26 protein-coding genes are annotated in these 21,560 nt (G+C 71.0%); 4 read left to right on the top strand and 22 right to left on the bottom strand.

The genetic code is table 11. The annotated features are described in order from the left end of the window. Nucleotides 1–11 precede the first annotated feature (11 nt). From BLW84_RS29430 to BLW84_RS29410, 5 genes are all read right to left on the bottom strand, one after another. Nucleotides 12–1,106, bottom strand: a complete 1,095-nt coding sequence (locus tag BLW84_RS29430) for a serpin family protein (RefSeq protein WP_093271769.1) — start codon at nucleotides 1,104–1,106, stop codon at nucleotides 12–14. 110 nt (nucleotides 1,107–1,216) lie between these two features. Continuing rightward, the gene (locus tag BLW84_RS29425; protein ID WP_093271768.1) at nucleotides 1,217–1,402 is read right to left on the bottom strand and encodes a hypothetical protein; all 186 of its coding nucleotides are present in this window, start codon (nucleotides 1,400–1,402) and stop codon (nucleotides 1,217–1,219) included. Between the two features lie 178 nt (nucleotides 1,403–1,580). Then, complete coding sequence (locus BLW84_RS29420; RefSeq protein WP_245761463.1) at nucleotides 1,581–2,885, bottom strand: deoxyguanosinetriphosphate triphosphohydrolase; 1,305 nt, start codon at nucleotides 2,883–2,885, stop codon at nucleotides 1,581–1,583. A gap of 77 nt (nucleotides 2,886–2,962) precedes the next feature. Continuing rightward, nucleotides 2,963–3,619, bottom strand: coding sequence for a YdcF family protein (locus BLW84_RS29415; protein WP_177226755.1), 657 nt, complete (start codon nucleotides 3,617–3,619; stop codon nucleotides 2,963–2,965). Nucleotides 3,620–3,755: 136 nt separating this feature from the next. Next, entirely contained in the window at nucleotides 3,756–5,141 is a 1,386-nt protein-coding gene (locus BLW84_RS29410; RefSeq protein WP_093271815.1) for a glycine--tRNA ligase, read from the bottom strand. Between the two features lie 285 nt (nucleotides 5,142–5,426). On the opposite strand from BLW84_RS29410, the gene BLW84_RS29405 reads away from it, so the two are divergent. Together BLW84_RS29405 and BLW84_RS29400 are read left to right on the top strand one after the other, a co-directional pair. After that, entirely contained in the window at nucleotides 5,427–5,891 is a 465-nt protein-coding gene (locus BLW84_RS29405) for an ArsR/SmtB family transcription factor (RefSeq protein ID WP_093271760.1), read from the top strand. Then, complete coding sequence (locus tag BLW84_RS29400; RefSeq protein WP_093271758.1) at nucleotides 5,888–6,313, top strand: Fur family transcriptional regulator; 426 nt, start codon at nucleotides 5,888–5,890, stop codon at nucleotides 6,311–6,313. Before BLW84_RS29405 ends, BLW84_RS29400 begins: the two co-directional genes overlap by 4 nt. A 100-nt stretch (nucleotides 6,314–6,413) precedes the next feature. Here the strand turns inward: BLW84_RS29400 and BLW84_RS29395 are convergent, their stop codons facing one another. From BLW84_RS29395 to recO, 5 genes are all read right to left on the bottom strand, one after another. Further along, on the bottom strand, nucleotides 6,414–7,112 hold the full coding sequence (locus tag BLW84_RS29395; RefSeq protein WP_093271755.1) for a TIGR03943 family putative permease subunit: 699 nt from the start codon (nucleotides 7,110–7,112) through the stop codon (nucleotides 6,414–6,416). Continuing rightward, nucleotides 7,112–8,116, bottom strand: a complete 1,005-nt coding sequence (locus BLW84_RS29390) for a permease (RefSeq protein WP_093271752.1) — start codon at nucleotides 8,114–8,116, stop codon at nucleotides 7,112–7,114. Before BLW84_RS29390 ends, BLW84_RS29395 begins: the two co-directional genes overlap by 1 nt. A gap of 159 nt (nucleotides 8,117–8,275) precedes the next feature. Then, entirely contained in the window at nucleotides 8,276–8,704 is a 429-nt protein-coding gene (locus tag BLW84_RS29385) for a hypothetical protein (protein ID WP_093271751.1), read from the bottom strand. Further along, on the bottom strand, nucleotides 8,704–9,546 hold the full coding sequence (locus BLW84_RS29380; RefSeq protein WP_093271748.1) for an isoprenyl transferase: 843 nt from the start codon (nucleotides 9,544–9,546) through the stop codon (nucleotides 8,704–8,706). The genes BLW84_RS29385 and BLW84_RS29380 overlap by 1 nt, the downstream gene beginning before the upstream one ends. Nucleotides 9,547–9,611: 65 nt before the next feature. After that, the gene (gene recO / locus BLW84_RS29375; protein ID WP_093271746.1) at nucleotides 9,612–10,409 is read right to left on the bottom strand and encodes a DNA repair protein RecO; all 798 of its coding nucleotides are present in this window, start codon (nucleotides 10,407–10,409) and stop codon (nucleotides 9,612–9,614) included. Nucleotides 10,410–10,489: 80 nt separating this feature from the next. Here recO and BLW84_RS29370 point away from each other — a divergent pair, with 80 nt between their 5' ends. Further along, a complete protein-coding gene (locus BLW84_RS29370) occupies nucleotides 10,490–10,846 on the top strand; it encodes a DUF4190 domain-containing protein (protein ID WP_093271742.1) in 357 nt (118 codons plus the stop codon). Here the strand turns inward: BLW84_RS29370 and BLW84_RS29365 are convergent. The 12 genes from BLW84_RS29365 to hrcA form a co-directional block, all read right to left on the bottom strand. After that, nucleotides 10,843–11,238 carry a DUF2752 domain-containing protein gene (locus BLW84_RS29365; protein WP_245761462.1) on the bottom strand — a complete coding sequence of 132 codons (396 nt, stop codon included), beginning with the start codon at nucleotides 11,236–11,238 and terminating at the stop codon, nucleotides 10,843–10,845. The two genes, BLW84_RS29370 and BLW84_RS29365, sit on opposite strands and share 4 nt — an antisense overlap. A gap of 23 nt (nucleotides 11,239–11,261) precedes the next feature. Continuing rightward, entirely contained in the window at nucleotides 11,262–11,783 is a 522-nt protein-coding gene (locus BLW84_RS29360) for a CD225/dispanin family protein (RefSeq protein ID WP_245761461.1), read from the bottom strand. 71 nt (nucleotides 11,784–11,854) lie between these two features. Then, entirely contained in the window at nucleotides 11,855–12,301 is a 447-nt protein-coding gene (locus BLW84_RS29355; RefSeq protein ID WP_093271736.1) for a CD225/dispanin family protein, read from the bottom strand. Between the two features lie 127 nt (nucleotides 12,302–12,428). Next, a complete protein-coding gene (gene era / locus BLW84_RS29350) occupies nucleotides 12,429–13,337 on the bottom strand; it encodes a GTPase Era (protein WP_177226754.1) in 909 nt (302 codons plus the stop codon). Nucleotides 13,338–13,518: 181 nt separating this feature from the next. Then, a complete protein-coding gene (locus tag BLW84_RS29345) occupies nucleotides 13,519–13,884 on the bottom strand; it encodes a cytidine deaminase (protein ID WP_093271731.1) in 366 nt (121 codons plus the stop codon). After that, on the bottom strand, nucleotides 13,877–15,199 hold the full coding sequence (locus tag BLW84_RS29340) for a hemolysin family protein (protein WP_093271810.1): 1,323 nt from the start codon (nucleotides 15,197–15,199) through the stop codon (nucleotides 13,877–13,879). Before BLW84_RS29340 ends, BLW84_RS29345 begins: the two co-directional genes overlap by 8 nt. 17 nt (nucleotides 15,200–15,216) lie before the next feature. After that, on the bottom strand, nucleotides 15,217–15,783 hold the full coding sequence (gene ybeY, locus BLW84_RS29335; protein ID WP_093271728.1) for an rRNA maturation RNase YbeY: 567 nt from the start codon (nucleotides 15,781–15,783) through the stop codon (nucleotides 15,217–15,219). Beyond that, nucleotides 15,780–16,859 (bottom strand): PhoH family protein, encoded by a 1,080-nt coding sequence (locus tag BLW84_RS29330; protein ID WP_093271725.1) that lies wholly within the window; start codon nucleotides 16,857–16,859, stop codon nucleotides 15,780–15,782. Before BLW84_RS29330 ends, ybeY begins: the two co-directional genes overlap by 4 nt. A 121-nt stretch (nucleotides 16,860–16,980) precedes the next feature. Then, the gene (locus BLW84_RS29325; RefSeq protein WP_093271723.1) at nucleotides 16,981–17,346 is read right to left on the bottom strand and encodes a histidine triad nucleotide-binding protein; all 366 of its coding nucleotides are present in this window, start codon (nucleotides 17,344–17,346) and stop codon (nucleotides 16,981–16,983) included. Between the two features lie 375 nt (nucleotides 17,347–17,721). Continuing rightward, complete coding sequence (locus tag BLW84_RS29320) at nucleotides 17,722–18,465, bottom strand: 16S rRNA (uracil(1498)-N(3))-methyltransferase (protein WP_093271722.1); 744 nt, start codon at nucleotides 18,463–18,465, stop codon at nucleotides 17,722–17,724. A 51-nt stretch (nucleotides 18,466–18,516) separates the two neighbouring features. Next, complete coding sequence (gene dnaJ / locus BLW84_RS29315) at nucleotides 18,517–19,689, bottom strand: molecular chaperone DnaJ (RefSeq protein WP_093271719.1); 1,173 nt, start codon at nucleotides 19,687–19,689, stop codon at nucleotides 18,517–18,519. 60 nt (nucleotides 19,690–19,749) lie between these two features. Beyond that, nucleotides 19,750–20,772 carry a heat-inducible transcriptional repressor HrcA gene (gene hrcA / locus BLW84_RS29310; RefSeq protein WP_093271717.1) on the bottom strand — a complete coding sequence of 341 codons (1,023 nt, stop codon included), beginning with the start codon at nucleotides 20,770–20,772 and terminating at the stop codon, nucleotides 19,750–19,752. 279 nt (nucleotides 20,773–21,051) lie between these two features. Here hrcA and BLW84_RS29305 point away from each other — a divergent pair, with 279 nt between their 5' ends. Continuing rightward, complete coding sequence (locus BLW84_RS29305) at nucleotides 21,052–21,354, top strand: type II toxin-antitoxin system VapB family antitoxin (RefSeq protein ID WP_093271714.1); 303 nt, start codon at nucleotides 21,052–21,054, stop codon at nucleotides 21,352–21,354. Nucleotides 21,355–21,560: the final 206 nt, after the last annotated feature.

The raw sequence follows: 21,560 nt of genomic DNA, 5'->3' as shown, positions 1-21,560 counted from the left end.
AAACGGCCGGCTCAGCTCGGGTCGGTGACGCGGGCCAGGAAGTAGAGGGCGCCCGTGGCCTGGTGGCGCACCAGGAACAGGAACGGCCGGTCGACCTCGACCCGGATCGGCTCCGGTTCCCGGACGATCGCGGTCAGCCGCATCATCACGGCCGTCGCGGCGGCGCCTTCGAGGCCGCTCTCGTCGACTTCGAGCACCGCCTGGTGCACGACCGTCGAGACCCGCAGCGGCTGATCGGTCAGCGGCGAGAAGTCCGCGTCGGGGGTGAAGAGCTCCTGCACGCCGAGCGCGCCGAGCGACCTGGTCAGCTCGGCGTCGCCGGTGACGTCGAACTTGGGCAGGAACAGCTCCACCCGCTGCTGCTCGACGGCCGCAAGGAGCCGGCGCAGCTGCGCGGCGTCGAGTCCCGGCTCCGCCGTCGCCAGGTCGGCGTCCGGCAGCAGCACCACGGCCTCGACGCCGCCGGCCGCGGGCAGGCTGACGACCTGCCAGCCTTCGGCGGCGGCGTAGCCGAGGCGACGGGTGGCGTGCATGGTCGGCACGTCGCGGTCGCCCGCCGGGGCGTGGAACGGGCGCCGGCCGGTGGCCTTCTCGTCGAACGCCTCCCGCCAGGAAACCTTCAGGTAGAGCGCGTTGACCAGGGCCGCGACGGTGTCCGCGACCACCGAACCCGGGCTCAGCAGCTCGGGGATCAGCTCGCGCGTCGTCTCCGCGACGTCGGCGTTGATGAGCTGCCGGGCTTCCTCCGGGGCGGTCCGGAAGGGCGCGTTGCGCACCGCGCTGCCCGGCCAGTCCTCCAGCACGGCCAGGTAGGACTGGTGGACCGGGAGATCCGCGTGCGCCCACAGGGTGTTGGCCACCGCCAGCACGGGCGGCTCGGCGGACGGGCCGCCGGAGAGCTCGGCGGCGCCGCCGAGCAGCTTCAGCAGCCCCGCCGGGTCGTCGCGCAGCGCGGTGACCAGTTCATCCCTGGTCCGGCCGCCGGTCGCGGTCGCGGCCAGGCCGAGTGCGCTGGCCACCGAGTACGGCGACCAGCAGAACGGGGTGTCCACCGGCGGAGCGAGCCGCCGGTGCAGGGACAGGCTGAAGTCGAGGTGTTCGCTCACGGCCGCTGGCTCCGTTTCCGCGTCGGCTGACTCGGGGCTGATCCCGAGTCTGCCAGCCGAACGGCCGACGGTGGGCGCGAGCGATTGGCGGGTTCTCGCCCGCCACTCCCCTAGCGGATGGATTCCTCGATGTCGGACAGGCCCATCAGGCGGAGTTCCTGGGCGATGTAGTGGGCCGCGCGCTGGGCCGCCGGATCCTGCCAGCGCAGGTCCCGGACCCAGTCGGCCAGGTTGTCGGTGTTCACGTACGGCTCGCCGCCGACGACGAGCTTCTGGATGTAATGCCGGTTGCGCATCGGGGTCTCCTTGCGACCCGGGGTTCGGGGCCGGGCCGCGGGCTGCGCCGAACGGTGCTCGGAGCAGCCGGACGGGGATCGGGGGCGGTGCCGTCGGCGTTCGGGGCCCGCCGAGCAACACTCTGAGTAAGAAGTCTGGGGGCGAAACCCAGATCAACTCTCCCCTTTCGGATTAACGTCACATCGATTTGGACACGTTCCGTACATGCTTTCGATGCCAGGTGATCGCCTGCGCGTCCGTCAGCGACGAAACCTGGTCCAGCACCACCCGCAGCCGGGCCCGGTCGTCGCCCGCCCGGTGCCAGGCCGGGGCCATCGCCGGATCCAGCGACTCCGGGGCCCGCTCGGCCAGCGCCCACACCAACTCGGTCAGCAGCGCCCGCTGCCGCTCCTGCATGCGCAACCGCTGCGGGTCGCTCATCACGTACCGCAGCGCGACGGCCTTGAGCACCGCGACCTCCGCCACCACCGGCTCCGGCACCACCAGCTCCGCGCGGTAACGGGTCAACGGCCCGGGCCCGAAGCGCTCCACCGTCCCGGTCACCGCCGCGGCCACGAACCGCCCGACCAGCTCGCTGGTGAGCCGCTTCAGCGCGACCTGCGCGCGGAACGTGCCGTCGTAGTCCAGCACCGCGTCCACCACCGGCCACCGCACCAGCTCCGCCGCCGCGTGGTCGAGCAGCCCCGCGGTGCCGCCCGCGCCGTCGCCCCAGAAGTGCTTCGCGGCCATCCGGACGATCTCCGCCCGCTCCTCGCCGCTGGTCAGCGAACGCAGCGAGATCCGCCCCGACAGCACCCCGTCCTCGACGTCGTGCACCGAGTAGGCCACGTCGTCGGACCAGTCCATCACCTGGGCCTCCAGGCACCGGCGGCCCTCCGGCGCGCCGTCGCGCAGCCACTCGAACACCGCCAGGTCGTCCGGGTAGGCGCCGAACTTCGCCTCGCCCGGACGCTTCGGCCACGGGTACTTCGTCGCCGCGTCCAGGCACGCGCGCGTCAGGTTCAGGCCGCGGCCGACGTCGTCCGAGTCAGCCAGCTTCGGCTCCAGCCGGGTGAGGATGCGCAGGGTTTGCGCGTTGCCCTCGAAGCCGCCGCAGCCGTCGGCCAGGTCGTTCAGCGCCCGCTCGCCGTTGTGCCCGAACGGCGGATGCCCGATGTCGTGCGCGAGCCCGGCGGTGTCCACCAGGTCCGGATCGGCGCCCAGCGCGGTGGCGATGCCCCGCCCGATCTGCGCCACCTCCAGCGAGTGGGTCAGCCGGGTGCGCGGCACGTCGCCCTCTTCCGGGCCCACGACCTGCGTCTTCCCCGCCAGGCGGCGCAGCGCCGCCGAGTGCAGGACCCGCGCCCGGTCCCGCGCGAACGGGCTTCGGTCGTCCGACCGGGCCTCGGCGGGCACGGCGGACTTCGACGGCTCGGGCAGCAGCCGCCGCAGGTCGTGCGCGTCGTAGCCGGGCATGGCGCCCGTGGGATCTCCGGAGCTCATCCCGCTCAGATTACGGCGCGAACCCGACAGACCACCGCATTCCGGCGGCGGTGCCGCGGTGTCGACCCGCCCGAGCGTCAGCCCAGGCCGTCGCCGATCGTCTCCGCCGGGGCGTGGGTGAGCCGGTAGTACAGCAGCGCGCCGGTTTCCCGGACGATGTACTTGAACTGGACCTCGCGGGTCTGCACCACGGGCCCGGACCGGGCCGGGGACGCCCACGCCTTGAGCCCGAAGTCGTTGGCCATCGTCCGCGCCCGCAGCGAGTGCCAGGGGTCGCTGACGATGAGCGCGCTCGTCCAGCCCCGCTGGCGGGAGATGTCGGCGACCGCCTCCAGGCTGCCCAGGGTGTCGCTGCCGACGTCGACGTCGATGATCTTCTCGGCGGGCACCCCGTTGCCGGTCAGCCACTTCTTGCTGGCCTGTGCCTCGGTGAAGGCGTCACCGGGCAGCCGGCCGCCGACCGTGACGATGTACTTGGTCAGGCCGTCCTGGTAGAGATCCAGGGCCTGTTCGAGCCGCGCGGCGAGCACGTCCGAGGGCTTGCCGTGGTACTGGGCGGCGCCGAGCACGACCACGATGTCCACCGGCCGCCGGTCATCGGCGCGAGCCACCTGCCACACCCGGAACGCGGTGCCGCCGATCACCAGCAGCACCACCAGCAAGGCGCCGACCAGGACGCGTCCGAACACCTGGCCTGCGGGTCGGCGCCGATGGGCGGCTCGATGGGGGCTCACGTTGGCATCCTCGCAGATCTTCGGGGCCGCCGGTGCAGGCCCGGCGGCGGCCGGGGCGCGGGAAGTCCAACCCGCTCAACCGCTTTCGGAAAAACGGGCCGGCGGTGCCCGAGAACACCGCCGGCCCGAGCCCGGCTCAGCAACCGAGGAGGCGAACCGCCAAGTACTCCTCCAGCTTGTCCATCGCCACCCGCTCCTGCGACATCGTGTCGCGCTCGCGGACGGTGACGGCGTGGTCGGACAGCGAGTCGAAGTCGACGGTCACGCAGAACGGCGTGCCGACCTCGTCCTGCCGGCGGTAGCGGCGGCCGATCGCACCGGCGTCGTCGAAGTCGACGTTCCAGTTGCGGCGCAGCTGAGCGGAGATGTCGCGGGCCTTCGGCGACAGCTCGGCGTTGCGCGACAGCGGCAGCACGGCCACCTTCACCGGCGCCAGTCGGCGGTCCAGCTTCAGCACAACGCGCTTGTCCACGCCGCCCTTGGCGTTCGGCGCCTCGTCCTCGTGGTAGGCGTCGATCAGGAACGCCATCATCGGCCGGCCGACACCCGCGGCCGGCTCGATCACGTACGGCCGGTACCGGGAGTTGCTGGCCTGGTCGAAGTACGAAAGGTCGATGCCCGAGTGGTTCGAGTGCGTGGTGAGGTCGAAGTCGGTGCGGTTGGCGATGCCCTCGAGCTCGCCCCACTCCTGACCGCCGAACCGGAACCGGTACTCGATGTCGACGGTGCGCTTCGCGTAGTGCGAGAGCTTCTCCTTCGGGTGCTCGAACTCCCGCAGGTTGTCCCGGTTGATGCCCAGGTCGGCGTACCAGTTCATGCGCTGGTCGATCCAGTACTGGTGCCACTGCTCGTCCTCGCCGGGCTCGACGAAGAACTCCATCTCCATCTGCTCGAACTCGCGGGTCCGGAAGATGAAGTTGCCGGGCGTGATCTCGTTGCGGAACGACTTGCCGATCTGGCCGATGCCGAACGGCGGCTTCTTCCGCGCGGTGGTCATCACGTTGGCGAAGTTGACGAAGATGCCCTGCGCCGTCTCCGGCCGCAGGTAGTGCATCCCCTCCTCGCTCTCCACCGGGCCGAGGAAGGTCTTGAGCATCATGTTGAACTCGCGCGGCTCGGTGTACTGGCCGCGGGTACCGCAGTTCGGGCACGGGACGTCGGAGAGGTCGTCCTCGGCGATCTCCTTGCCGGTGCGCTCGGAATACTCCTCGGCGAGCTGGTCGGCGCGGAAGCGGTGGTGGCAGGAGGTGCACTCCACCAGCGGATCGTGGAAGGCGGTGACGTGGCCGGACGCCTCCCAGACCGGGCGGGGCAGGATCACCGACGAGTCCAGGCCGACGACGTCGTCGCGGCCCTGCACCATCGACTTCCACCACTGGCGCTTGATGTTGTCCTTGAGCTCGACGCCGAGCGGACCGTAGTCCCAGGCCGACCGCGTACCGCCGTAGATCTCGCCGGACGGGTAGACGAAACCACGGCGCTTGCAGAGATTGACGATCGTGTCGATCTGGTCGGCGGGCACGTTCACTCCGGAATATTCGCTGGACTGCATCGAACCAGCTGGTCGGGCTGGAGTTTCCCAGCGTACCGATCCCGGACCGGGTGACGTTCGCCCGGGCTGGCCAGCCGGGCGACCCGGCGGCGCCGACGGGGCACGCGGTATTGATGTGACAGGTCAGGCCGGGCGTACCCGTAGGATGGAGGGCGCGAAGCGTCCCCGCGCGCAGGCCACCGTTCGGGTGGCCTGCCCGACCGACGCCACCGCAGGCAGGCGACGCCGCGTGGAGGCATCGCCGGAAAGGAAGCGATGCCCGCCGTCAGCCCGGAATCCGAGCCGGCCCGGTCGACCGCGGGCTTGGACGGCCTCGACGACCACGTGCACTCCCCGGAGCGGGACGCGCACCCGGTCCCGATGCGGGACCAGCGGATCCTGGTCGAGGCCGGCGAGCTGCTGCGGGCGCTGGCCGCCCCGGTGCGCATCGCGATCGTCCTGCAGCTGCGGGAGTCGGAACGCTGCGTGCACGAGCTGGTCGACGCGCTCGGCGTCGCCCAGCCGCTGATCAGCCAGCACCTCCGGGTGCTGAAGTCCGCCGGTGTCGTGCACGGCGAGCGGCACGGCCGCGAGGTCGTCTACCGCCTCGTGGACGAACACCTGGCGCACATCGTGGTGGACGCCGCCGCGCACGCGGAGGAGATCTCCGGCGCGCGGTCGCGCGGTTCGGCGCCACGTTCCATCGCACCCAACTCCCGACAGGAGACGGAGACAGCGTGACCACCGGCGATGGTCCCACGGTCGGCGTACCGGGACTGCGGGCCACCAAGCAGCGAGCGGCGGTTTCGAACCTGCTGGACCAGGTCGACGACTTCCGCTCCGCTCAGGAACTGCACGAGGAGCTGCGGCGGCAGGGCGAGGGCATCGGCCTGACCACGGTCTACCGCACGCTGCAAACCCTGGCCGACGCGGGCGAGGTCGACGTGCTGCGCACGCCCACCGGCGAGGCGGTCTACCGGCGTTGCTCCAGCCACCACCACCATCACCTGGTGTGCCGGCACTGCGGGCGGACCGTCGAGGTGGCCGACCCGCCGGTGGAGAACTGGGCCGAGCGGATCGGCCAGGAGCACGGCTTCTCCGACGTCAGCCACACGGTCGAGATCATCGGCACCTGCCCCGACTGCACCGCCCGCGGCCTCTGACGTCTTTGGAATTCCAGACTCGTCTTGCACGGCGGTGCGCAACCGCAGGCGCCTTCTCCGCTGGATCCCCGACATCGTGAGCCACATCGGCTGATCCGGTTCAGTACTCGTAGGTGTCCTGCGGGGCCGGGATCGGGCGGATCAGGGTCGTGTCGAGCGTCGGGACGTAGTCGTTGGCTTCGGTGGCCGAGCCCGGCCGCAGCCTGCCGGTCACCTCGATCCAGGTGTCCGCCGGGAGCTCCGCCGCCTGCGGCGGGGCCGCGAGCTCGACCTTCACCGGCGCCGCGTCCGCCGCGCAGCAGCTGATCCGCATCCTGGCGAGCTGCGTCGTCCCCGGCGTCAGGTGCACGACGAAGCCCTGCAGGCGCACCGGCCGGCCGTTGAGGGCACCGCTTCCGTCCCAGATGGCGCGGGTGACGAACTCCGACACGCTCAGCAGCGGCGCCTGCTCCGGCGGCAGGTCCGGGAACAGGGATTCCCTCGGGGCCGCCGGCGCCGCCATCCGGTCGCGGGTCACCGAGTCCGAGCCGAGGGCCGGCGGCGCGATCAGGAAGATCGCGAACACCGGCAGCAGGAGCATCCACGGGCTGCGCGAGTTGTGCTCGTGCTGCCCGGCGCCGCCGGCCCGGATGTCGCGGACGATCGCGAAGATCGACAGCCCGATCATGACCGCCCCGGCGACCACCAGCCACGGGAACAGCGCGGGCTTGACGTAGCGGAGGTAGCTGCCGCCCAGCGCGATCTTGAGCAGGGCGCCGCCCAGCAGCAGCAACAGCAGGTTCTGGGTTTCCCGACGCATCACGAACCTCCCAGCAGCAGGGCGCCGACACCGACCGCGCAGCCGATCGCCACCACGAACGTGGCGGGCGCGAACCGGGCGGCGAAGCGGCGGCCGAAGGCGCCGGACTGCAGCGCGATCAGCTTGAGGTCGACGGCCGGGCCGACGACGAGGAACACCAGCTTCGGGATCAGCGGCAGGCCCGGCATCGACGCGACCACGAAGGCGTCGGCCTCGCTGCACAGCGCGAGGACCACCGCGAGCACCGCCATCACCAGCACGCCCAGCAGCAACTGACCGCCGAGCGACTCCAGCCAGGACGCGGGCACGACGACGTTGAACACCGCGGACGTCAGACCGCCGAGCACCAGGAACCCGCCCGCCTCGACCAGGTCGTGCCGGGCCGACTCGGCGAAGACCACCCACCGGCTACCGGAGCCGTGGTGCGCCTCGACCCGGCGCAGCGCGCGTTCGGCGAGCCATTCCGCCTTGCCCAGCCGGGCCCAGAGCCAGCCCATCACGCAGGCCGTCAGCAGCGAGCCGAGGAACCTGGCCAGCACCATCAGCGGCTCGTCCGGGAACGCGACCACCGTGGACACCAGGACGATCGGGTTCACCGCCGGCGCGGCCAGCAGGAACGCGAGCGCCGCGGCCGGCGCGACGCCCTGCTGCATCAGCCGCCGCGCCACCGGCACCGAGGCGCACTCGCAGCCGGGCAGCGCCACGCCGGCGACACCGGCCACCGGCACCGCGACGGCGGGGTTGGCGGGCAGCCAGCGGCGCAGCGCTCCCGGCGGGACGAACGCCGCGATCAGGCCGCTGACCAGCACGCCGAGCACCAGGAACGGCATGGCCTGGACGCAGACGGCGACGAACACCGTCGAGCCGGTGCGCAGCGCGGGGACGTCCAGCAGCGCGCTCAGCTGCCCCTGGAACACCGCTGCCACGACAAGCAGGCCGCAGAGCACCTCCAACGAGGTGATGACGGGGCGCCGCGCGCGCGGCGGGTCGGCGATCTCGGTCACCGGATCATCGTGCCAGTTCGAACTGATAATCGTTCGCACTAGGGGGTGGCACCGAGCCCGCGCCTCCCCGCACCGATCCCATCACCCCTGCTCAAGCAGGGTGCCGCCCGCCGGACCGCAGGCCCGGACCGACACACCGACGCGTCCTCCGGTCCGGAGCTAGTTGGTGGTGCCCTCGGGCTCGGCGAGGAGTTCGGTGCGCAGCTGGGACGCCGTCGCCACCACCAGCATCAGCAGGGTTCCCAGCGGCGCCGCCGCCATCCCCTCCGCGGGGAACGCGTAGCGCAAGGTCACGTCCATGCCGCGCTCGGTGCGGACCACCCCGAGCGTGCCGAACAGGCCCTGCCCCGCGCGCTCGGCGACCGACTGCGCGAGCTCGTCGGTCGGCGGCAGGTCCCAGGCGACCACGCAGGTCAGGCTCAGCACCGTCAGCCCGTCCGCGAGCTGCATCGCCTGCACCGCGCACGGGACATCGGCGTGCCGGAACGTGAGTGCGCCGTCGTCGTCGACGTGCACGTCGTGGTAGTTCTCCAGCGCTTCCTTCGCCGCGGTCAGCAACCGCGCGGTGGTTGCGGCCTCCTGGGTCATCAAATGCCCTCCTGGGCGGTTTCGGCGGACGCATCGGCCGCCGCCCGATCGATGGCCCCGCCGAACCGCCGGTCCCGGCGCGCGTACTGCTCGCACGCGCGCCACAGGTGCCGGCGATCCACGTCGGGGAACAGGGTGTCCTGGAAGACGAGTTCGGCGTAGGCGGACTGCCAGAGCATGAAGTTCGAGGTCCGCTGCTCACCGGACGGCCGGATGAACAGGTCCACGTCCGGCATGTCCGGCTGGTACAGGTAGCGGGCGATGGTGCGCTCGTCCACCCGCTCCGGGTTGATCTTCCCGGCCGCCACCAGCCGCGCGATCTCGCGCGCGGAGTCGCCGATCTCGGCCCGGCCGCCGTAGTTGACGCACATGGTCAGGTTCATGACCTCGTTGTTCTGCGTGCGGACCTCCGCGGACTGCAGCTCGTTCACCACGCTGCGCCACAGCCGCGGCTTCCGGCCCGCCCAGCGCACCCGCACGCCCATCCCGTCGAGCTCGTCGACGCGGCGCCGGATCACGTCGCGGTTGAAGCCCATCAGGAATCGCACCTCGTCGGGGCTGCGCTTCCAGTTCTCCGTGGAGAAGGCGTACAGCGACAGCCACTTGACGCCGAGCTCGATCGCGCCGCGGGCCAGCTCCAGCACGACCGCCTCGCCGCGCTTGTGCCCCTCGATGCGCGGCAGCCCGCGCTCGTTTGCCCAGCGGCCGTTGCCGTCCATCACGATGGCGACGTGCTTGGGCACGAACTCCGGCGGCAACGCCGGCGGCTTCTCGCCGGAGGCGTGCGGTTCCGGCGTCCGCACGGTCGGGTCGTCCTTGCCCCGCCCACGGCGTCGCAACATAACTGGATTCTCCTTAGAACGTGGGCGTGAGGGTTTCATTGTCCTCGCCCAGGTCGATCAGGGGCTCAGCGCCCGTCCTCGGCGGCGGCGACCAGCGCGGCCTCGGCGGCGCGCTCCCGGATGAGCTCCGGCACCGTCCGCTCCACCAGCGGCAACGACCGCAACTGCCGTTCCATGTACCACTGCAGGTGCGCCGCGATGAGGCCGCTGGCCTCGCGGCGGACCGGGTTCGCAGCCACTTCGGCGGAGGACCAGTCGCCGTGCAGCAACGATTCCATCAACGGCAACGTGTGCACCGAAGGCCGCACCGAACCGGCGGGCCTGCACTGGACGCACACCGCACCGCCCGCCTGCACGTTGAAGGCGGCATGCGGCCCCGCCTCGCCGCAGCGCGCGCATTCGGTGAGCGCCGGCGCCCAGCCCGCGAAGGACATCGCGCGGAGCAGGAAAGCGTCCAGCACCTGCGAGGAATCGCGCTCCCGCCCCGCTAGCGCGCGCAGCGCACCAATGGCCAGCAGGTAGAGCCGCAGCACCGGCTCGCCCTCCTCCGCGGCCAGCCGGTCGACGGTCTCCAGCACCGCGCAGGCCGCGGTGTAGCGCTGGTAGTCGTCGACGATGTGCGCGCCGAAGGCGTCCACGGTCTGCACCTGGGTGATCACGTCGAGCGTGCGTCCGGTGTAGAGCTGCACGTCGACGTGGCAGAACGGCTCGACCCGAGCGCCGAACCGCGACGTCGTGCGGCGCACTCCCTTGGCAACTGCCCGCACTTTCCCGTAGCGGCGGGTCAGCAAGGTTATGATCCGGTCTGCCTCACCCAGCTTCTGCACCCGCAGTACGACTGCGGTATCGCGGTAGAGGCTCACCCACCCATCATCACACCCGTGGGCGACGGCATCGAAGCCGCGCGGAAGAATCACCTGGGATTCCGCGCCGAAAGGACGTCATGACCTACCCCTACGACCAGAACCCCTACCAGCAGGCGCCGATGCCGTACGGGCCGGGTTATCCGATGCTGCCGCGGAACAACGGCATGGCGATCGCCTCGATGTGCGTCTCGCTGGCCGCGATCTTCACCTGCTACGGCGCCATCCTCATCGGACCGGTCGGCGCGATCCTGGGGCACGTCTCGCTGCGCGAGATCAACCGGAACCCGAGGGCCTACACCAACCGCAGCATGGCGCTGACGGGCATCATCGTCGGGTGGGTCGTGCCCGCCCTCTGGTTGCTGTTCATGACGTTCATGATCCTGGCCGCCACGGGTGTCCTCGGCACCGGCATCCAGAGCTCGTTCAACGACTAGACGTAGAGCGCGTCGAAGGGCGGGAACGGCAGGTTCCTGATCACCGACCAGACGGCGATCAGGACCAGCGCCACCAGCGGGGACCAGCGCCACTGCTCCCAGGTCGGGATCCGCCGGCCGCGCCAGCGGCCCAGCACCCAGGCGCCCCAGGTCCACAGGAAGAACGGGATGAACGCGACCGCCGCCGCGTTGAAGTGCAGCGCCTGCTGCACGTCACCGTGCAGCAGGCTGTAGAACATCCGCGTCGCGCCGCAGCCGGGGCAGTCGAGCCCGGTCAGCCACTTCACCGGGCAGGGCGGCAGCGGAAACCCGGCGTCGGAGGTGGGGTCGGCGGCGAGCACGATCCCGGCCGCCGCGCAGCCGAGCAGCGCGGTCGCGGCCGGGAGAGCCATCGTTCGAAGGCGCGCGGCGACCATCAGTCCACTTGGGTGGCGGCGAAGCCGAACAGCGCGATCATGATCACGAAGTAGGCCACGATCGCCAAGATGTAGAGGCCGAGCAGGCTGGCGCCGACGATGACGGCGACCTTGCCCCACTTCTTGGCCTCGTTGGCGGAGAGCTGCGCCTGGTCCGGCAGGCCCTGGTACCAGAGCGAGTTGACCTGCAGCGCCTTGATCAGCGACGGGATCCCGAAGGGCCAGCACACCAGGATGCCGGCGATGGCCCAGCCCAGGTTGTTGTTCATGGGCACGGGAGCGACGCCGAACTGCGCCGAGTAGGAGGGATACGGCGCCATCGGCACCGGGTGGTGGACAGGCTGCTGAGCCATCGGCTGCTGGACCGGCTGCGCGAACTGCTGCTGGGCCTGCTGGTCGAACTGCTGCTGAACCTGCGGTTCGACGGGCTGCTGCGCGATCGGCTGGTCAGCAGGCTGCTGAACCGCCGGCTGCTCGGCCGGCTGCTGCGGAACACCGGTCGGGTCGGACGGTTCCGTCATTGTTCCCCCGGAGAGGTTGACGCGCGTCGTTGCGGCCGGCGCTCACGCCGGCCGCAACGGCACGACTCGAATCAGTAAGAGGAGCTCACCGAGGCGGCGATGATCACGAAGAAGACCACGTAGATCAGGATGATCAGGACCCACCAAGCGGCGCCGGCGATGATGCCGATCTTGCCCCACTTCTTGGCGTCGTCGGCCGCGGCCTGGGCCTGCTGGTACTGGCCCTGGGCCCACAGGTTCTGCACCGAGGTGGCCTTGATCAGCGACGGGATCGCGAACGGCCAGCACAGGAAGATCGAACCGATGCCCCAGCCGATGTTGTTGCTCGGCGGGGCGCCGCCGGGCTGCTGCCCGTAGGGGTTCGGCTGGCCGTAGGGGTTCGGCTGCCCGTAGGGGTCGGGCTGGCCGTACGGCTGCTGAGGCATCGGCCCAGACGGCGGACCGTATCCGCCCGGCTGCTGACCGTACGGCTGCTGCGGGTTGGGCCCCGAAGGCGGGCCGCCATAGGGATTAGTCACGATTGATCCTTTAATTGTCGAACAAAAGCCAGGTGTCCTTGCCCGTACGCAAAGAGTCCGGCCAGCAACGTACCTGAGACGCGCTCAGGTCATGGCAGGTTCCACGGATTCCGCGCCGAAGTTGTGATCAGAACCCCAGCTTGCGCAGCTGCTTCGGGTCGCGCTGCCAGTCCTTGGCGACCTTCACGTGCAGATCCAGGTAGATCTTGGAGCCCAGCAGCGCCTGGATGTGCTTGCGCGCCTGGGTGCCGACGGCGCGCAAGCGCTCCCCGCCGCGGCCGATGACGATCGACTTCTGGCTGGAGCGCTCGATGTAGAGCACCGCGTGCACGTCGATCAGGTCCTTGCGGCCCTCGCGGGGGATCATCTCCTCGATGGTGACGGCCAGCGAGTGCGGCAGTTCGTCGCGCACGCCCTCCAGCGCCGCCTCCCGGATCAGCTCCGCGATGAGCGTCGTCTCCGGCTCGTCGGTGAGCTCGCCGTCCGGGTACAGCTGCGGGCCCTCCGGCATCTGCGCGACCAGCAGATCGGCCAGCACGTCGACCTGGAAGGAATCCACTGCGGACACCGGCACCAGGTCGGCGAAGTCCATCACCTGCTGCAGGTCCAGCAGCTGCTGCGCGACCTGCTCCTTGCTGACCAGGTCGGTCTTGGTGACGATGCCCAGCACGGGGGTGCGGCGGGCCACCTTCTTCAGCTGCTCGGCGATGAACCGGTCGCCCGGGCCGACCTTCTGGTCGGCGGGCACGCAGAACCCGACCACGTCCACTTCGGACCACGTCTCGTAGACCAGGTCGTTGAGGCGCCGCCCGAGCAGGGTGCGCGGCCGGTGCAGGCCGGGGGTGTCGACGATGATCAGCTGCGCGTCGGGCCGGTGCACGATGCCGCGGATGGCGTGCCGGGTGGTCTGCGGCTTGCTGGAGGTGATCGCCACCTTCGAGCCGACCAGGCTGTTCGTCAGCGTCGACTTCCCGGCGTTGGGCCGGCCGACGAAGCAGGCGAATCCGGAGCGGTGCACATCTGCGGAGCTGGTCACCGAACCATTGTGACCGGCCCGCCCCGGCCGCAGCACAGTGGGCGCCCGACCCCGGCACCCGAAGCCCGGGGGACGCAAATTCATCCTCGTTGTGCGTGGCGGTGCGGGTGGCGGAACCTCAGCGCCCGCCTGGACTGCGGGTGCCCAACCTGATGTATGTCCAACCCGGCTACCGGCCGGATTACGCCTGGAGAACGCCTGCGACGGTGCCGGTGGCGTCCGCGCGGAGGATCGGCGCAGTGCGGGTGAGGTCGTGGACCGCCGCAACCGAGTCGGCGTCGACCGCGTCGGCGTCGGTGACGACCGCAGCCGCCTCGATGCCCTCCGCGCCGCTGGCGACGGCCGCCGCCACGGCCGCCTGCAGGGCGGTCAGCCGCAGGGACGGGAGCGCGACCGTGCACGCCGCGTAGGTGCGGCCGTCGGTGTCGCGCACCGCCGCTCCCTCGGTCGCTCCGGTGCGGGCTCGGGACGACCGCGCGAGCGTGACGATCTTGGCGTCCTCCGGGTCGATCTCCTGCGGGGCCGCCGCTTCGACGTGCTCAGCCACGGGCGTTGCTTCCCTCCTGGTCGGCACCGCGCAGCGGTGCTTGATCTGCGTTCACCGGGCGGACGAGCAGCGCGTTGATGCGAATCCGCCCGCGGTGGTCCTTGCCGCCCTCGGCGCGCAGCCGCAGGCCGGCGATCTCGGTCTCCGCGCCGGGCAGCGGCACGCGGCCGAGCCGCTGCGCCAGCAGCCCGCCGACGGTCTCCACGTCGGAGTCGTCGAGCTCCACGCCGAACAGCTCGCCGAGATCCTCGACCGGCAGCCGCGAGCTGACCCGGACGGTGCCGTCGTCGAGCCGCTCGATCGGGCGGTGCTCCTCCAGGTCCGACTCGTCGGTGATCTCGCCGACGATCTCCTCGATGATGTCCTCGATCGTCAGCAGGCCCGCGGTGCCGCCGTACTCGTCGACGGCGATCGCGAGGTGGCTGCGGGAGATCTGCATCTCGCCGAGCAGCTCGTCGAGCCGCTTGGTGTCCGGCACGAAGCTGGCCGGGCGCATCAGCTCCGCCACCGTCGTCCCGGTCTGGTCGCGGCCGTCCAGCACGGCGCTGGTCAGGTCCTTGAGGGTGACCACGCCGACGATGTCGTCGATGCTCTCGCCGATCACCGGCACGCGGGAGAAGCCGGAGCGCAGGCACAGCGCCACCGCCTGCCGGGCGGACTTGGTCTGCTCGATCCAGATGATCTCGGTGCGCGGCACCATCACCTCGCGGGCGAGGGTGTCGCCGAGCTCGAAGACCGAATGGATCATCTCCCGCTCGCCCGCGGCCACCACGCCGCGTTCGCCGGCGAGGTCGACCAGCTCGCGCAGCTCCACCTCGGTGGAGAACGGGCCTTCGCGGAAGCCCTTGCCCGGGGTGATCATGTTGCCGATCAGGATCAGCAGCCTGGTCAGCGGGTTGAGCAATCTGGCCAGCACCCGCACCGGCGCGGCCACCTTGAGCCCGATGCCGTACGGGTGCTGCCGGCCGAGGGTGCGCGGGCCGACACCGACCAGCACGTAGGACGCCACCAGCATGATCAGCCCGGCGATCACCACCGCCCACGCCTCGGAACCGGCCAGCCGCAGGGCCACCACGGTGACCAGCACCGTCGCGCCCATTTCGCACGCCAGCCGCAGCAACAGCAGCAGGTTGACGTGCCGCGGCCGGTCGGCGAGCAGCTGCGCGAGCTGCTTGGCGCCGCCCCGGGCCTCGCGGACGAGTTCGTCGACGCGCGCCTGGGAGGCCACCGTGATGGCGGATTCGGAGGCCGCGAAGACCCCGGCCGCCAGCACCAGCAGCACTGCGATGATCAAGAACGCAGTGGAACCGGTCAAGTCCACCGCCGGCTCCCCTAGTTGGCGTCGGCCGGGCCGCCCTGCGGCGACTCCGGCTCGTCCAGCCCGACGGCGCCCAGCACCCGGGCGTCCGCGCTGCGCTGCGCCGCAGCCCGCTCGGCCTCATCGCGGGCCTCGCGGTACTCGGCGAGGATGCGGTTCTGCAGGCCGAACATCTCCCGCTCCTCCTCCGGCTCGGCGTGGTCGTAGCCGAGCAGGTGCAGCACCCCGTGCACGGTGAGCAGGTGCAGCTCGTCCAGCAGGCTGTGCCCGGCCTTGCGGGCCTGGTCCTTGGCGAACGCCGGGCAGAGCACGATGTCGCCCAGCAGCGCCGGGCCGGAGCCCGCGGAGTCCGGGCGGCGGGCCGAGTCGTACTCGTCCATCGGGAACGACATCACGTCGGTGGGACCGGGCAGGTCCATCCACCGCTCGTGCAGGTCGGCCATCACGTCGAGCTCCACCAGCACGATGGACAGCTCGGCGAGCTGGCTGACGCTCATCTTGTCGAGGGCGAACCGGGCGACCGAGACGATGGTCGCCTCGGGCACTGCGACGCCGGATTCGTTGGCGATCTCGATGCTCATGCTCGTCCTCGTCGTTGCCCGTTGCGCCGCCCCGACCGGTTGTGGTCGTCGGCGTCTTCCAGGGCGTGCCAGCGGTCGTACGCGTTGACGATGTCGGTGACCAGCCGGTGCCGCACCACGTCGTGGCTGTCCAGCTGAGCGAAGTGCACGTCGTCGACGCCGCCCAGGATTTCCTGCACGATCTTCAGGCCGCTGCGCTGGCCGCCGGGCAAGTCGATCTGCGTGACGTCCCCGGTGACCACGATCTTGGAGCCGAAGCCCAGCCGGGTCAGGAACATCTTCATCTGCTCGGGCGTGGTGTTCTGCGCCTCGTCCAAGATGATGAACGCGTCGTTGAGGGTGCGGCCGCGCATGTAGGCCAGCGGCGCGATCTCGATGGTGCCGGCCTGCGTCAGCCGCGGCACCGACTCCGGGTCGACCATGTCGTGCAGCGCGTCGTACAGCGGCCGCAGGTACGGGTCGATCTTCTCGTAGAGGGTGCCCGGCAGGAACCCGAGCCGCTCGCCCGCCTCGACGGCGGGGCGGGTGAGGATGATCCGGTTGACCTGCTTCGCCTGCAGCGCCTGCACGGCCTTGGCCATCGCCAGGTACGTCTTGCCGGTACCGGCGGGCCCGATGCCGAACACCACGGTGTGGTGGTCGATGGCGTCGACGTAGCGCTTCTGGTTGAGCGTCTTGGGGCGGATCGTCCGGCCGCGCCGGGACACGATGTCCAGGCTGAGCACATCGGCCGGCGACTCGCCGTGGTCGGCCGAGAGCATCGCGACGCTGCGGCGGACGATGTCCGGCGTGAGTTGGCTGCCCTTGGCGATCAGCGCGATCAGCTCGGCGAACACCCGTTCGGCGAACGCGACCTCCGCGGGATCCCCGGACAGCGTCACCTCGTTGCCCCGGACATGGACATCGGCGGTGAGCAGGTCCTCCACGACCCGAAGGTTCTCGTCCCTGGATCCGACCAGCGTCAGCACGACGTTGTCGGGAACGGTCACCTTCGACTGCGCTGTCGCCTCTTGGGCGGCGGTCTGGGGGTGCTCTCCGGACTGGGCGGCGGCTCCACCCGCTGCAATACCGGCCACGTGTTTTCGGGCCCGCTTTCTGCGCGTTCGCGCGGGTCGTTCGGTCAGTTCTCCCTGGCGTCGATGGTAGTCCACCCGGCAATCGGATTGCCGCCGTCATCGCCACCTCGACGCGGCGGGATCAGCCCCTGAGCGGCCCGCCGGTGAGCCCGCCGAGCGGTTCGCCGCCGAGGAGGTGCAGGTGCACGTGGAAGATCGTCTGGCCCGCGTCGGCGTTGGTGTTGAACAGCAGCCGGTAGCCGGATTCCGCGATGCCCTCCTGCTCGGCGATGTCGCGGGCGACGGTGATCAGCTCGGCCAGCAGCTCCGGGTCGGCGGCGGCGAGCTCGGCGGCGTTGCGGTAGCGCTTCTTCGGCACGACGAGCACGTGCGTGGGGGCCTGCGGGTTGATGTCGCGGATCGCGATGACGCGGTCGTTCTCCCGCACGACCTCCGCCGGGATCTCGCGGGCGATGATCCGCAGGAAGAGGGAGTCCATGTCGCTCATGCCCGGAAGATTAGCCGAGCAGTCCGGCGCGGTTCGATCATCGCGGGGCCGGTTCCCGTCACATCCCCGGCACGCTGCGCCGCAACCGGGTCTGGGGGTTGTCCCGTTTGCGGCGCAGCTCTCGCCGGACCGAGGGGGGAGGTGTCCGACGAGTGCTGGGGTCCGATGCCCCGTGCGGCACCGGCCGCGGCAAAACCTCACCGCGATCTTTCGCGCACGAAGCGTATCGCTGAGTCAACCGTTCGCGCTACGGATAACCCAAAGTTTTTGATCTTCTTAGCGGTACGTGACCGCCGATCTCCTGGATGGCAATTTCGCGGGAAATTGACCTTCACCCGAGTGAGTGTGGATTTCCCGCGAAATTGCACCCCGCAATCAGGACCAGCGGTCGGTGCGGACGCCGAGGGCGCCGAGGGCCACCGCCGCGGCCGTGGAGGCGCGCAGGACCGTCGGGCCGAGGCGGACGACGTGCGCGCCGGCATCGGTCAGCGCCGCGAGCTCGTCGCCGGTCACGCCGCCTTCCGGGCCGACGACCAGGACGAGTTCGCCGGACTCGGGCAGCTCGACGGACGCCAGCGGCGCGGTCGCCGACTCGTGCAGCACCAGGGCCGCGTCGGCCCCGCGCACCAGCGCCGCGAGTTGCTTGGTGCTCACCGGCTCGTCGACCGGCGGCGTCCACGCCCGCCGCGCCTGCTTCGCCGCCTGCGCGGCCGTGCTGCGCCACCGCGCCAGCGCCTTCGCGCCGCGCGGGCCGTCGTCCCACTTCGCCACGCACCGGGCGGCGCGCCACGGCACCACCGCGTCCACGCCCGCCTCGGTGGCCAGCTCCACCGCGAGTTCTCCGCGATCGCCCTTGACCAGCGCCTGCGCCAGCCGGACCCGCAGGCCCGGCTGCGGAACCTGCCAGGTCTCGGACGCCGCGAGCTGCAGCGAGTCCTTCGCCACGGCCAGCACTTCGCAGCGCGCCATGCCGCCCTGCCCGTCCGAGAGCAGCAGCTGCTCACCGACGCGCAGGCGGCGCACGGTGGCCGCGTGCTTGCCCTCCGGGCCCTCCAGCGTGGTCGCGCCGACGGCGGGCAGCCGGTCGACGGAGAACACCGGCAGCGAGGATTCCGACACTTCCGGCCTCAGCTCTCGTCGTCGCGGCGAACCGCGTGCGAATCCACTCGGTCAGCGGTGGCCGAACGAGCGGAAGCGGGAGAACAGCCCGTGCCGGCTGCCGTTGCCGTTGGCGGTCACCGTCGGCTCCGGCTGCTCCTCGCCGCGCAGCGCGGCGAGCTGGCGCAGCAGGTCGGACTGCGCGTCGTCGAGCCGCATCGGCACCACGACGTCGAGGTGCACGTGCAGGTCGCCGTGCCCGCTGACCTTGCCGTTGGACCGCAGCTTGGGCAGGCCCCGGCCGGTGAGCACGTGCTCGGTGCCGGGCTGCGTGCCGGGCTCGATCGTGAGCTCCTCCTGGCCGCCGTCGAGCGTCTCCAGGGTGAGCACGGTGCCCAGCGCGGCCGCCGTCATCGGCAGCTCGACGGTGCAGTGCAGGTCCGCGCCGTCGCGGGTGAACCGCTCGTGCGGCAGCTCCTCGACCTCGACGAACAGGTCACCGGCCGGCCCGCCGCCGGGCCCGACCTCGCCCTCGCCGGCCAGCCGCACCCGCATCCCGTCGCCGACCCCGGCCGGGATCTTGACGGTGATGGTGCGCCGCGCGCGGACCCGGCCGTCGCCGCCGCACTGCTGGCACGGGTCGGTGATGACCTCGCCGAAACCGCGGCACACCGGGCACGGCCGGGACGTCATGACCTGCCCCAGGAACGACCGCTGCACGGACTGCACCTCGCCGCGACCACCACAGGTGTCGCAGGTCGACGGGGCGCTACCGGCCCGCGAGCCGCCGCCGTCGCAGGAGTCGCAGAGCACCGCCGTGTCCACGGTGATGTCGCGGTTCACGCCGCTGGCGCACTCCTCCAGCGTCAGCTCCAGCCGCAGCAACGCGTCCGAGCCGGGCTGGACCCTGCTGCGCGGGCCGCGGCCGCCGCCACCGGCGCCACCGCCGAAGAAGGCGTCCATGATGTCGCCCAGACCGCCGAACCCGGCGAAGGGATCGCCCATGCCGCCGCCGGCCCCGCCGCCGTTGCCCAGCGGATCCCCGCCGAGGTCGACCACCTGCCGCTTCTTGGGGTCGGAAAGCACCTCGTAGGCGGTCGTCACCTCCCGGAACCGCTCCTGCGCGGCCTCATCGGGGTTGACGTCTGGGTGCAGTTCCCGCGCGAGCTTGCGGTAAGCCCGCTTGATCTGCTCGGGTGTCGCGTCCCTGGCCACCCCGAGGGTCGCGTAGTAGTCCCTGGCCACCTTCTCCGTACTTCCTCTGCTCGATCAACGAGTTCTCGCCGGTCAGGCGTCGGTGAACCGTCACCGACCGACCAGGATCTCACCCACGTAAGCGGCGACGGCCCGCACGGCCGCCATGGTCCCCGGATAGTCCATCCGCGTCGGTCCGACCACCCCCAGGCCTCCCAGCACCATGCCATCCGAACCGTATCCGGTCGAAATCACCGAGGTCGTCTGCATCTCCTTGGCCTCATTCTCCATCCCGATGCTGACCCGCACGGTGCCCGAGTCGCGGGCCGCGGCGAGCAGCTTGAGCACCACGACCTGCTCTTCGAGCGCCTCCAGAACCTGGCGCAGCGAGTTGGGGAAGTCCGCGACGTTGCGGGTCAGGTTGGGCGTGCCACCGAGCAGCATGCGCTCCTCGGGGTGCTCGACCAGCGATTCGATGAGCACGCTGCACACCCGGATCAGCGCGTCGCGCAGCTCCGACGGCGCCTGGTCGGGCAGCTCGGCCACCGCGGCGGAGGCGTCGGCGAGCCGCTTCTCGGCCATCGCCGAGTTGAGCACGTTGCGCAGCCGGGCCACGTCGTCGTCGGTGATCACGTCGCCGAGGTCGACCATCCGCTGGTCGACGCGCCCGGTGTTGGTGATCAGCACCAGCATCAGCCGGGCCGGCGTGATGGTGACGACCTCGACGTGCCGGACGGTCGACCGGGTCAGCGTGGGGTACTGCACCACGGCGACCTGCTGGGTGAGCTGGGCCAGCAGCCGCACGCTGCGGCGCATCACGTCGTCGAGGTCCAGCGCGCCTTCGAGGAACTTGTGGATGGCCCGGCGCTCGGCCTCCGTCAGCGGCTTGACCTCGTGCAGCCGGTCCACGAACAGCCGGTAGCCCTTGTCGGTGGGCACCCGGCCGGCGCTGGTGTGCGGCTGGACGATGAAGCCGTCCTCTTCGAGCGCGGCCATGTCGTTGCGGACCGTGGCGCTGGACACACCGAGGTTGTGGCGGTCGACGAGGGCCTTCGAACCGACCGGTTCCTTGGTCGACACGTAGTCGGCCACGATCGCCCGCAGCACCTCGAACCGGCGTTCATCCGAGTTCACCGCGCCACCTCCTCCGCCCCTCGGCAGCTGCCAAGACCGCAGCGCACTTGCTCAGCGCCCACGTCCGGTACCCGGGCGCCGCCCGGGTACCACCATCGAGTTTACGGTGTTCGTGCACCGGAGCCGAGAGCCGCGGGCGGGCGGCGGTAGCCTGCGGCCACGACGACGGGCGCCGGTTCGCGCCGCCGGATCGGGCGGAGCACTCCCGCCGCGGCGGGGGTACCCGCAGGTGGACCAACCTCGGTGGGCACCGGAATCGGCCGTTCGCCAGGAGGTGCCGTGATCTTCAAGGACGTCCGGGAGGGGCAGCCGTACCCCGACCACGGGCTGTCGCTGCGGGACTGGGCGAACGTGCCGCCGCGCCCGGTGCGGATGGAAGAGCTGGTCACCACGACGAAGGTGCTGCACCTGGACCGGCTGCTGAGCCCGGACTCGACGTTCTTCGGCGACCTGTTCCCGCACGTGGTCCGCTGGCGCGGCGAGCTCTACCTGGAGGACGGCCTGCACCGGGCGCTGCGATCGGCCCTCCACCAGCGCACGGTCCTGCACGCCCGGGTCTTCGACCTCGACGCCCTCCGCTGAGCCGCCGCAATTTCAATGAGGTTTTTTCATCCTCGTTTTGCGTGGCGGTGCGAGTGGCGGAACCTCAGCGCCCACCTGGACTGCGGGTGCCCAACCTGATGTATGTCCGGCTCAATGAGGTTTTTCCAACCTCAATTTGCGTGGCAGTGCGGGTAGCGGAACCTCAGCGCCCGCCTGGCTGTGGGTGCCCTGACTTATGTATGCCC

Source organism: Saccharopolyspora shandongensis, assembly GCF_900106995.1.
In the GTDB taxonomy this organism is placed as follows: Bacteria; Actinomycetota; Actinomycetes; order Mycobacteriales; family Pseudonocardiaceae; genus Saccharopolyspora; species Saccharopolyspora shandongensis.
Note: the sequence above shows the minus strand (reverse complement) of the source record. Positions and strands in the feature narration are given on the sequence as shown.

Bases quoted from the DNA above. Each gene is read 5' to 3' on its own strand.
- BLW84_RS29380 (WP_093271748.1), bottom strand. From the start codon at position 9,546: ATGTTGCGACGCCGTGGGCGGGGCAAGGACGACCCGACCGTGCGGACG.
- BLW84_RS29360 (WP_245761461.1), bottom strand. From the start codon at position 11,783: ATGACGGAACCGTCCGACCCGACCGGTGTTCCGCAGCAGCCGGCCGAG.
- BLW84_RS29370 (WP_093271742.1), top strand. From the start codon at position 10,490: ATGACCTACCCCTACGACCAGAACCCCTACCAGCAGGCGCCGATGCCG.
- BLW84_RS29325 (WP_093271723.1), bottom strand. From the start codon at position 17,346: ATGAGCGACATGGACTCCCTCTTCCTGCGGATCATCGCCCGCGAGATC.
- BLW84_RS29425 (WP_093271768.1), bottom strand. From the start codon at position 1,402: ATGCGCAACCGGCATTACATCCAGAAGCTCGTCGTCGGCGGCGAGCCG.
- BLW84_RS29385 (WP_093271751.1), bottom strand. From the start codon at position 8,704: ATGACCCAGGAGGCCGCAACCACCGCGCGGTTGCTGACCGCGGCGAAG.
- BLW84_RS29365 (WP_245761462.1), bottom strand. From the start codon at position 11,238: ATGGCTCTCCCGGCCGCGACCGCGCTGCTCGGCTGCGCGGCGGCCGGG.
- BLW84_RS29405 (WP_093271760.1), top strand. From the start codon at position 5,427: ATGCCCGCCGTCAGCCCGGAATCCGAGCCGGCCCGGTCGACCGCGGGC.
- ybeY (WP_093271728.1), bottom strand. From the start codon at position 15,783: ATGAGCATCGAGATCGCCAACGAATCCGGCGTCGCAGTGCCCGAGGCG.
- BLW84_RS29395 (WP_093271755.1), bottom strand. From the start codon at position 7,112: ATGCGTCGGGAAACCCAGAACCTGCTGTTGCTGCTGCTGGGCGGCGCC.
- BLW84_RS29420 (WP_245761463.1), bottom strand. From the start codon at position 2,885: ATGAGCTCCGGAGATCCCACGGGCGCCATGCCCGGCTACGACGCGCAC.